The sequence below is a fragment of the Vibrio sp. E150_018 genome (genome assembly GCF_053544035.1).
Genome location: NZ_JBHGNY010000027.1, coordinates 1 through 6,373, shown reverse-complemented (window position 1 = coordinate 6,373; position 6,373 = coordinate 1). Strand labels below are relative to the sequence as shown.

6 protein-coding genes, 5 tRNA genes and 1 rRNA gene are annotated in these 6,373 nt (G+C 40.2%); 3 read left to right on the top strand and 9 right to left on the bottom strand.

Annotated features, from left to right (window positions below; genetic code table 11):
• From ACE3G9_RS15415 to ACE3G9_RS15395, 5 genes are all read right to left on the bottom strand, one after another.
• Positions 1-122, bottom strand: a 122-nt coding sequence (locus tag ACE3G9_RS15415; RefSeq protein WP_253645201.1) for a GTP-binding protein, incomplete at its 3' end; no start/stop codon positions are given.
• Between the two features lie 112 nt (positions 123-234).
• Positions 235-311 (bottom strand) — tRNA-Thr (locus tag ACE3G9_RS15410).
• A gap of 27 nt (positions 312-338) precedes the next feature.
• A tRNA-Gly gene (locus tag ACE3G9_RS15405) sits at positions 339-413 on the bottom strand.
• Positions 414-485: 72 nt separating this feature from the next.
• Positions 486-570: transfer RNA gene (locus ACE3G9_RS15400), tRNA-Tyr, on the bottom strand.
• A gap of 45 nt (positions 571-615) precedes the next feature.
• Positions 616-691 (bottom strand) — tRNA-Thr (locus ACE3G9_RS15395).
• 207 nt (positions 692-898) lie between these two features.
• Here ACE3G9_RS15395 and coaA point away from each other — a divergent pair.
• The gene (gene coaA / locus ACE3G9_RS15390) at positions 899-1,822 is read left to right on the top strand and encodes a type I pantothenate kinase (protein WP_417881480.1); all 924 of its coding nucleotides are present in this window, start codon (positions 899-901) and stop codon (positions 1,820-1,822) included.
• A gap of 19 nt (positions 1,823-1,841) precedes the next feature.
• Here the strand turns inward: coaA and birA are convergent, their stop codons facing one another.
• Both birA and murB read right to left on the bottom strand, forming a co-directional pair.
• On the bottom strand, positions 1,842-2,819 hold the full coding sequence (gene birA / locus ACE3G9_RS15385) for a bifunctional biotin--[acetyl-CoA-carboxylase] ligase/biotin operon repressor BirA (protein ID WP_417881481.1): 978 nt from the start codon (positions 2,817-2,819) through the stop codon (positions 1,842-1,844).
• A gap of 15 nt (positions 2,820-2,834) precedes the next feature.
• A complete protein-coding gene (gene murB, locus ACE3G9_RS15380) occupies positions 2,835-3,884 on the bottom strand; it encodes a UDP-N-acetylmuramate dehydrogenase (RefSeq protein WP_417881482.1) in 1,050 nt (349 codons plus the stop codon).
• A gap of 66 nt (positions 3,885-3,950) precedes the next feature.
• Between murB and ACE3G9_RS15375 the strand changes: the two genes are divergently transcribed.
• Positions 3,951-4,388, top strand: a complete 438-nt coding sequence (locus tag ACE3G9_RS15375; RefSeq protein WP_417881483.1) for a GNAT family N-acetyltransferase — start codon at positions 3,951-3,953, stop codon at positions 4,386-4,388.
• Positions 4,389-4,474: 86 nt separating this feature from the next.
• The gene (gene pssA, locus ACE3G9_RS15370; protein WP_417881484.1) at positions 4,475-5,815 is read left to right on the top strand and encodes a CDP-diacylglycerol--serine O-phosphatidyltransferase; all 1,341 of its coding nucleotides are present in this window, start codon (positions 4,475-4,477) and stop codon (positions 5,813-5,815) included.
• A 294-nt stretch (positions 5,816-6,109) separates the two neighbouring features.
• Here pssA and ACE3G9_RS15365 read toward each other — a convergent pair.
• Together ACE3G9_RS15365 and rrf are read right to left on the bottom strand one after the other, a co-directional pair.
• Positions 6,110-6,186: transfer RNA gene (locus tag ACE3G9_RS15365), tRNA-Asp, on the bottom strand.
• 67 nt (positions 6,187-6,253) lie between these two features.
• Positions 6,254-6,369 (bottom strand): 5S ribosomal RNA (rrf, locus tag ACE3G9_RS15360).
• Between the last annotated feature and the right edge of the window lie 4 nt (positions 6,370-6,373).

The following is a 6,373-nucleotide window of genomic DNA, read 5'->3' as shown; positions in this document are numbered from 1 at the left end:
CCGTACACTTTTGCAAGTGTAGTACAGATAGCAGCAGTAAGAGTTGTTTTACCGTGGTCAACGTGGCCGATAGTACCAACGTTTACGTGCGGTTTCGTACGTTCAAATTTTTCTTTAGACATGGATAGTCCCTCTAGGTACGGATTTAGGTGGCTTGAATGACCACGTAACCAAAAAATAATAGTACTTTTTAGTAAAGTAAGTGTATCTCAATCGGAAAATATTGCTTAAAACTGGTGCTGATACCCAGACTCGAACTGGGGACCTCACCCTTACCAAGGGTGCGCTCTACCGGGCTGAGCTATATCAGCACTACATTGTTTTATCAAATACAGAATTGGAGCGTGCGGCGGGAATCGAACCCGCATCATCAGCTTGGAAGGCTGAGGTAATAGCCATTATACGACGCACGCACACGTGTAACTCTGAGTGCTATTTTCACAATTTTATTTACATTCATTTTGATTATCAAACAAATGTCAATATGGTGGAGGGGGACGGATTCGAACCATCGAAGGCGGAGCCGGCAGATTTACAGTCTGCTCCCTTTGGCCACTCGGGAACCCCTCCAAATTTTTTATTGCTTACCACTTCTTTCATCTAAATAAAAAGAGATGGTGCCGACTACCGGAATCGAACTGGTGACCTACTGATTACAAGTCAGTTGCTCTACCTACTGAGCTAAGTCGGCGCAAGTGGGGCGAATTCTATTGAATGTTCCAAAAGCTTGCAAGGGTAAAATGAAAAAAACCATTATTTTCATTAATGGAATACGAAATTAAGTATAAATAAGGTAAAAACTTGCTAATTTACCACTAAAGTCACCTAACGCTTATTTGAAATCAACGACGCTTGGTGTATCTTCGCTCATCCTTTTTGGTTATTTTCGAGTCTTTCTATGAACCCATACCTTTCATACAATAGAAGTCAATGGTCAGAATTACGTAATTCTGTACCGATGACACTTACTTCTAAAGACTTGGAAGAATTGCAAGGAATCAATGAAAGCTTGTCAATGGAAGAAGTGACAAAAATTTATTTGCCATTATCTCGCCTACTTAATTTATATGTCGAAGCGCGTCAAAGCCGCAATCAAGTTCTGCATCAATTTTTTAATAAACAAGAGAAATCTCCTCCCTTTATTATAGGTATTGCAGGAAGTGTCGCGGTTGGAAAAAGTACCACTGCAAGATTATTAACCGCATTGTTATCTCGTTGGGAGAACCATCCTAAAGTCGAGCTGATTACAACGGACGGTTTTTTGCATCCCAATGAAACCTTGCTGAATAATAATTTGATGACCAAAAAGGGTTTCCCTGAATCTTACGACACTAAGTCATTGGTTGAGTTTTTAAGTGATGTCAAAGCTTGCAAACGAAACATTCAAGTGCCTATTTATTCACATATTACTTACGATATTACCGATGAAGTTAAAATAGTCGATCAACCGGACGTATTGATCATTGAGGGGCTAAATGTTCTACAAAGTGGCAGTGATTACCCAGAAAGCCCTTTCAAAGTATTTATTTCTGACTTTTTGGATTTTTCTATTTATGTTGATGCGGATACTCAGCAGATAGAAGAATGGTATGTTTCTCGGTTTATGAAGTTACGTAAAGGGGCATTCACTAAGCCCGGTTCGTACTTTAGCCATTACACCAAACTCACTGAACAAGAATCGATTGATAAGGCCAAGAGTATTTGGAACTCGATCAATGGCATCAACTTACAGCAAAATATTCTACCCACCAAAGATCGAGCACAACTGATATTACGCAAAGGTGCTGATCATATGGTAGAAGAGGTTCACCTAAGAAAATAGCACCGCTTGGTTGCGGCGATTAGTCTGCTTTTCTTAATGAAATTTCGCCACCAACATAAGTTTCTATCCCTTGTTCGGTTTCCAATAAAATGCCGCCTTGCTGGTTGATGCCTTTACCGATACCGTAAACTTCTTTGTTACCCATTAATAGCTTAATTGGCTTATCTTTAAAATTATCCAATTCATTCCAGCGCTTCACAAACGAAGCCATACCTTGTTCCTCATATTGTTCAAGCACCTGTTGCCAAGCTCTGATCAACTCTATTACCAGTTGATTTCTTGATGGCATATTATCATTAAACACTTGATTTAAATTGGCCCACGGCTGATCGATAGCATCGGTGTCTACCTTCATATTAATGTTCAGGCCCATCCCTATTACCAGATGAGCAACACCACCTGTTTGCGCAGACATTTCGACCAAAATACCGGCTAGTTTTTTATCTTCGAAATAGAGATCATTAGGCCATTTTAATTTCAGGCCTGTCGCGCCTAAAGCTTCTAATGCATCAACAATCGCAACACCGATAGCAAGGCTTAACCCCATTGCAGCGGCGACTCCCGACTCCAACTGCCAATACATTGAAAAGTATAGATTAGAGCCAAAAGGAGATGCCCATTGACGCCCTCTTCTTCCTCGACCTTTTGCTTGATACTCCGCCACGCACACCGCACCACTCGGTAAAGAATCGATGCTGTCGAGAAGATACTGATTGGTTGAGTCAATAACTGGAAATAGCTCAACGGGAGCCGATGAGGCAGACTGGATGATGCCATAATCTAATAAGTCGATAGGAGAAGAAAGTTGATAGCCTTTTCCTTGAATTCGATAGATATCAATCCCCCATTCTTGGATCCCTTTGATATGTTTACTAATTGCCGCCCGTGAGATACCAAACAGCTCACCTAAATCTTCGCCTGAATGAAACTCACCGTCCGACAATTGTTTGATGATACGTAGCTTAACGTCATGTAATTTAGGTTTGCTATCTGTCATGAGGTACCAATCTAATTATTGAAAGCGATCTGCAAAAATAATGTCTAAACGCGTTTCTTGGGTGGCATTAAAAAATCTCACTTCATGCTCCAATTCCACGCCATATTTATCCAGCACAGCATGTTTAACATACCAGGCAAGTTCAAGAACATCATTAGAGGTCGCATTATCGACATTCACAATAACCAGAGCTTGTTGAGGATGTACTTGCGCACCACCTATCTGATGACCTTTCAAGCCGCAACGATCAATCAGCCAACCTGCCGCAATTTTAACCCCACCTTCAACTTCAAATCCGTTTAGATCAGGGTAAAGCGCTTGTAATTCTAAGTAGTTCTCATGGCTAATCACTGGGTTTTTGAAAAAGCTGCCGGCATTGCCCGTCACATTAGGATCAGGCAGTTTAGAGCGTCGAATATCACACACATGCTCAAAAACAGCGTGAGGCGTGGTAAGCAAATCTTTTTCCGACTTTAATGGGCCGTAGGTAAAATTGGGTTGCCACTTAGACGGAAGTTTTAACCCAATAGAGGTGATAATAACTTTACCTAACAAGTCATGTTTAAATATCGAATCTCGATAACCAAACAAACACTCTTGAGCACTTAAGCGAATAATATCGAGTGACTCGAGATCTAAGTACTCAACATAATCACATATATCTTTAAATTCAACGCCATAAGCACCAATGTTCTGTATAGGAGCACTACCGGCACAACCTGGAATTAAGGCTAAATTTTCTAAGCCAGGGATGCCTTGTTCTAATGTCCATTCCACTAAACTCGGCCAATCTTCACCGCCCGCGATAGTTAAAGAAATAGAGTCATCACGGGTAGTAACGGTTTTTCCTAGTAGTTTATTAATAACCACCACACCATGGAAAGGTTCAGTGAATAGCACATTACTGCCTTTACCCAAGATCAACTTAGGTAAGTCTTGCCACTCAGGACTGCGGTAAGCGGAAATTAAGTCATCTACCGTTGTCGCTTCCACAAGAACATCACAAGGCACATCAATGCCAAAAGTATGGAAAGGTTTGAGGTTTACATTATTATTTGCATTCATACGTTTGATTACCTAAGCGCGTGTCGTACTATTCTACCTTATACACTTAATAAACACAGTGCCTGTATGATTGAAGTTAATTTTCAACCGCTTGAAAGTATTAAAATACCGCTCATTAAGCCTATCTATAAAGCTTTCTACCCTTCGGCCAAACCCAAAAAAAATGAACAAATAATCGTTGGTTACCATCAACAAAAAATTATTTGTATTGTCCGGTTTCGTCCCATAGAACACTTTACGCTTCTTACTGGTATGTTAGTTATTCCAGGCTACCGACAGCAAGGTATTGCTAGCCAATTATTAGCATTTTGTCAGGCTCATTATTTATCCGAGAATAGTTTTTGCTTCGCATACCAACACCTTAAATCTCTATATCAATCGGCAGGGTTCTCTGTAGTGGAAGTCGATCAACTTCCTAATTCACTACAACAATTATTTATACGTTACACAAGTGCCGGTAAAAAACTTCTACCAATGCGATATCTACCTACAGTTCTGACATAACTTCTTGTTCATATGTAGGAATAATCGTGATTAATTTGGTAAAATAATAAGCCAAGACATTAGCAGCATGTAAGGTTCATAAAAATATGATAGCTAGTAAGGAATTACTCGAACAGCTACCAACCATAGCTCAAGATCCAAATGCTTTTGAAGTGCTCTTTTCTGCACAACAATTCCGTGATCGGCTATTGTCTGAAATCAAAAGAGCAACACAACGAATTTACCTTGTCGCCTTATATCTCGAAGATGACGATGCTGGCCGTCAAATTCTGACCGAACTCTATGAGGCAAAGCAACACAACCCTGATCTTGATGTTACGATATGTGTTGACTGGCACCGAGCACAACGCGGTTTAATTGGCGCAGACCAAAGTGAAGGTAATGCGGCTTTATATAAAGAGTTTGCGCAAAAGTACCAGCATCCAATTTCTATTCTAGGCGTTCCTGTTCGTGGAAAAGAAGTCTTTGGTGTATTACACCTCAAAGGCTTTATCATTGATGATACCGTTATATATAGTGGCGCAAGCCTAAATAATATCTATCTGCACCATCGTGAAAAATACCGTTTTGACCGCTACCATGTAATGGCTAATCCAGCGCTAGCCGATTGTATGGTGCAATATATTCAGAAAAATATTAGCCATAATCCAGCCGTCAATTGCTTATCACAAGTAGAGCGGCCTGCAACTAAAACGCTAAAACCTGCAATCAAACAATTTCGCGCTCTGCTTACTCAATCTCGATACGAGTTTACTCCAGAGATGATTAAACAAGGCGAAGTGGGTATCACGCCATTAGTTGGTGTTGGTAAGCGTCGCAATAAGTTAAATCTACATATTAATAATCTTATCGCTTGCGCTGAAAAGGAAATCACGATCCTAACACCTTATTTTAACTTTCCTAAAAGTATCGCTAAAGAAGTAAAAAGAGCGATAAAACGAGGCGTTAAGGTGAGCATTATTGTTGGAGATAAAACTGCCAACGATTTTTATATTCCGCCAGAAGAGGATTTTAAGACCATCGCTGGCCTACCTTACTTATACGAGCTCAACTTACGTCATTTTGCACGTATCAATGAAGGCTATATCGCGAGTCGTCAACTATCGATTCACCTTTGGAAGCATGACAATAATAGCTTCCATCTAAAGGGAATGTGGATTGATAAGGAATATATGTTAATCACAGGCAATAACTTTAATCCTAGAGCCTGGAAATTAGATTTAGAGAATGGATTATTAATTAAAGATACCGAGCAATTACTTACCGAGAAGTTTGAAAATGAACTCTCATCTATTCTCAAACATACCAATTTAATTGGCAGCTATAAGCAATTAGACACTATTGAAGATTACCCTGAAGATGTGCAAAAGCTCATACGTAAAATAAAAAGAGTCAAAGCAGACCGAATCCTCAAGCAAATTCTATAAACATTTTCATAGCCCAAACACATAGCTTGGGCTTTTTTATGCCAAAAGATCAAAGCTCCTCAGCTCTGTTGCTTTATATTCTTTATTGAGAACTAGAGGATGTTAATTGCGGAGTAGCGCTCCCTAAGGCCTTACTTAGTACACTTAAAGTGACAACCTGTTCGACTCTAATCTCCAAAAACCGACTGAATAACCACTTCTCAATATTGGCTCTTATAGATTTTATTTTCAACAGACGAAAAAAAACCTGATTCTTTCGAATCAGGTTTCTACTCTTTATCTAAGAGATATAAGTGGCGGAGTGGACGGGACTCGAACCCGCGACCCCCGGCGTGACAGGCCGGTATTCTAACCAACTGAACTACCACTCCGCAGTGTCTATTCAGTATTTCAATCTTTTGCCTTTAGATTTTTCTAAAATCTAAAAACGGAAAGTAAGCCTGGCGATGTCCTACTCTCACATGGGGAAACCCCACACTACCATCGGCGCTACTTCGTTTCACTTCTGAGTTCGGCATGGAATCAGGTGGGTCCAAAGCGCTATGGTCGCCAAGCAAA

Coding starts and splice junctions, on each gene's coding strand:
- ACE3G9_RS15375 (WP_417881483.1), top strand. CDS start 3,951: ATGATTGAAGTTAATTTTCAACCGCTTGAAAGTATTAAAATACCGCTC.
- murB (WP_417881482.1), bottom strand. CDS start 3,884: ATGAATGCAAATAATAATGTAAACCTCAAACCTTTCCATACTTTTGGC.
- pssA (WP_417881484.1), top strand. CDS start 4,475: ATGATAGCTAGTAAGGAATTACTCGAACAGCTACCAACCATAGCTCAA.
- birA (WP_417881481.1), bottom strand. CDS start 2,819: ATGACAGATAGCAAACCTAAATTACATGACGTTAAGCTACGTATCATC.
- coaA (WP_417881480.1), top strand. CDS start 899: ATGAACCCATACCTTTCATACAATAGAAGTCAATGGTCAGAATTACGT.